At 51.5% G+C, this 3,292-nt stretch carries 4 protein-coding genes; all 4 read left to right on the plus strand.

Going from position 1 to position 3,292, the window contains the following annotated elements; all coding sequences use genetic code 11:
* Positions 1 to 34 precede the first annotated feature (34 nt).
* Complete coding sequence (locus ACTRC3_RS11525; protein ID WP_178038680.1) at positions 35 to 259, plus strand: FeoA family protein; 225 nt, start codon at positions 35 to 37, stop codon at positions 257 to 259.
* Between the two features lie 67 nt (positions 260 to 326).
* Entirely contained in the window at positions 327 to 548 is a 222-nt protein-coding gene (locus ACTRC3_RS11530) for a FeoA domain-containing protein (RefSeq protein WP_178038648.1), read from the plus strand.
* Positions 549 to 622: 74 nt separating this feature from the next.
* Entirely contained in the window at positions 623 to 2,788 is a 2,166-nt protein-coding gene (feoB, locus tag ACTRC3_RS11535) for a ferrous iron transport protein B (RefSeq protein WP_440323168.1), read from the plus strand.
* A 128-nt stretch (positions 2,789 to 2,916) separates the two neighbouring features.
* On the plus strand, positions 2,917 to 3,292 hold a 376-nt coding region (locus tag ACTRC3_RS11540; RefSeq protein ID WP_440323169.1), incomplete at its 3' end, for a heavy-metal-associated domain-containing protein.

The raw sequence follows: 3,292 nt of genomic DNA on the forward strand, positions 1-3,292 counted from the left end.
TGCGGACGAAAGAAGAGAGGAGCGATCGATCATGATGCCATTAGCGATGTCCAAGGCGGGCGACGAACTCATGGTTGCCAGAGTCGGCGGGAATGAAGAGGCCAAGAAACATCTGGAGGATTTGGGTTTTGTAGCCGGCGCGCATATCACCATCATTTCCCAGCTGGGAGACGGCAATATCATCGTGAACGTGAAGGAATCCCGGCTTGCTATTACAAGCCAGATGGCTTCCAAAGTGATGGTTGTACCGCAGACCTGAGAATCTGTGTAAACATAGTATGACATTTGTAAAGAAATCCAACAAATGTGAAGGAGGAGTGGAAGAAATGAAAACCTTAAGAGATGTTCCGGTAGGAGCGGTGTCCAAAGTAGTGAAGATCCATGGAGAGGGTGCGCTGAAGAGACGTATCATGGACATGGGAATCACAAAGGGTACAGAGCTCTATGTGCGCAAGGTGGCGCCGCTTGGGGATCCCATCGAGGTAACTGTCCGTGGCTACGAGCTTTCACTGCGTAAGGCAGATGCGGATATCCTGGAGATGGAGTAAGCTTTAAAGACAAAGCGTTATTTTCAAATTAAATGATGGCCCAGAGGATGAAAGGGTCAGGAAAAGGGGAAGACATGTCAATTAAAATTGCGCTTGCAGGAAATCCGAACTGCGGCAAAACAACATTGTTTAACAATCTGACAGGCAGCAACCAGTACGTTGGTAACTGGCCTGGCGTAACGGTAGAGAAGAAGGAAGGACGTCTGGTAGGAAATAAGGACGTCATCATCCAGGACCTTCCGGGTATCTATTCCTTGAGCCCGTATACACTTGAGGAAGTCGTAACCAGAAACTATCTGGTACAGGAAAAACCGGACGTCATCCTGAACATCATCGACGGCACGAACATCGAGCGTAACCTGTACCTGACCACACAGCTGGTTGAGGTAGGTCTGCCGATGGTTATCGCCATCAACATGATGGACCTGGTGAGAAAGAACGGCGACAAGATCGATATTGCTATGCTTGAGAAGAAGCTGGGCTGCAAGGTCATCGAGATCAGCGCGCTGAAGGGCGACGCGACTAAGAAGGCGGCAGAGCTGTGTATCGAGGAAGCGAAGAAGGGTAAGCAGACGGAGCTTCCTCATGTCTTTACGGGCAGCGTAGAGCACGCTATCGCTCACATTGAGGAGTCCATTCAGGGTCTGGTAGATGCCACAGAGCTTCGCTGGTACGCCATTAAGGTGTTCGAGCGCGATTCCAAGGCCCTCGAGACCATTCAGCTTTCCGCTGACCTGAAGTCCCATCTGGAAGAGCACATCAAAGAGTGCGAGAAGGAGATGGACGACGACGCTGAGAGTATCATCACAAACCAGAGATACCTGTACATTCAGGACCTGGTAAAGGAGTGCGTTTCTAAGAAGCGTAAAGCCGGTGAGCTTTCCACCTCTGACAAGATTGACAAGATCGTAACCAACCGTATTCTGGCTCTGCCGATTTTTGCAGTTGTTATGTTCCTTGTTTACTATATCGCCGTATCCACCATCGGTACCGTGGTAACAGACTGGACCAATGACGTGCTGTTCGGCGAGTGGCTGCAGGGCGGCGCTGAGACTCTGCTGGTGGGCGCAGGCGCTTCTGACTGGGTTATCTCCCTGGTTGTAGACGGTATCCTGGGCGGCTTAGGAGCTCCGATTGGATTCGTTCCGCAGATGGCTATCGTATTCCTGTTCCTGTCCATCCTTGAGGACTGCGGTTACATGGCGCGTGTGGCGTTCATCATGGACCGTGTATTCCGTCGCTTCGGTCTGTCAGGAAAGAGCTTCATTCCGTTCCTGATTTCCTCCGGCTGCGGTGTTCCGGGTATCATGGGTACCAGAACCATCGAGAGCGAGAGTGACCGTCGTATGACAATGATGACCACAACCATGATTCCCTGTGGCGCGAAGCTGCCGGTTATCGCCCTGATTGCAGGCTTCCTGATGGGCGGCGCATGGTGGATGGCTCCGGTGATGTACTTTGCCGGTATCATCATGGTTATCGTTTGCTGTATCATTCTGAAGAAGACAAAGATGTTTGCTGGCGATCCGGTTCCCTTCGTAATGGAGCTTCCGGCATACCATATTCCTTCTGTTAAGGGCGTACTGCTTCATGTTTGGGAGCGTGTATGGGCATTCATTAAGAAGGCCGGTACTATCCTGTTCCTCTGCTGTGCAGTGATGTGGTTCCTTGGTTCCTTCGGCTTCGTAGACGGAAGCTTCGGACTGGTAGATTCCGCAGATTCTCTGCTGGCTGTGATCGGCGGCGTACTTGCTCCGCTGTTTGCTCCGCTGGGCTTCGGTACCTGGCAGGCAGTTGCTTCCTCTCTGTCCGGTTTCGTGGCAAAAGAGGGTATCGTTTCTACCATGGGTCTGCTGTCCTCTCTGGCTGTTGAGGTGGAGGAGTACGAGGTATCCATGCACGACGCATTTGCTGCATTCTTCCCCAGCGGAATCGCGGCAGTATCCTTCCTGCTGTTCAACATGTTCGATTCACCGTGTCTGGCAGCTATCTCCTCCATGGCGAAGGAGATGGGTAACCGTAAGTTCTTCTGGTTCGCTATCCTGTTCCAGAACCTGATGGCTTACTGCGTAGCACTGGTTGTATATCAGCTGGTTGGTCTGGCCATCGGCGAGGTAGCGTTCAATGTGTTCACTGTCGTAGCACTGGTAGTACTTGCGGCTCTGCTGTACCTGTTGTTCCGTCCGGATCCCAACAAGAAGAAGGCTTCTGAGGGAAAAGCTGCTAAGGCAGGCGCATAAAGAAGTTTATTATCTAAGTATAACATAAGCCATAAGGGAGCGCTCGTTGTCTGAGACAGCGGGCGTAACCTTTACGAAAAAATATACCCCCATACGGTATTTCGGAAAAATAGGAAAGAGTGGTTTTTATGAATACAAATGTCCCTGTAAACAGCACCGATAAAATCGTATTGATTTTGCTGGCGGTCCTGGCCGTGGCAGCGGTCCGCATCGTCATCAGCTTCTTTAAGCCGGATAAGCCGAAGGCAGGTGTGAAGCCTCACCGGCGCTCTGCCAAAACAGCAGGTCTCACCGAGGTCATCGTCGGTATCGACGGCATGATGTGCGGCATGTGCGAGGCTCACATTAAGGACGCCATCCGCGAGAAATTTCCGCAGGCCAAAGGGCTGTCGGCTTCCCATGTGAAAGCCCAGGCTATTTTCTATCTGCCGGAACAGATGCCTGCAGATGCCATTACAGAAGCCCTTCATGCGGGAATTGAACCGTTGGGATATACGATTACAG

The sequence above is a fragment of the Laedolimicola sp. genome (genome assembly GCF_051972735.1).
GTDB lineage: Bacteria > Bacillota > Clostridia > Lachnospirales > Lachnospiraceae > Laedolimicola > Laedolimicola intestinihominis.

Bases quoted from the DNA above. Each gene is read 5' to 3' on its own strand.
- ACTRC3_RS11525 (WP_178038680.1), top strand. From the start codon at position 35: ATGCCATTAGCGATGTCCAAGGCGGGCGACGAACTCATGGTTGCCAGA.
- ACTRC3_RS11530 (WP_178038648.1), top strand. From the start codon at position 327: ATGAAAACCTTAAGAGATGTTCCGGTAGGAGCGGTGTCCAAAGTAGTG.
- feoB (WP_440323168.1), top strand. From the start codon at position 623: ATGTCAATTAAAATTGCGCTTGCAGGAAATCCGAACTGCGGCAAAACA.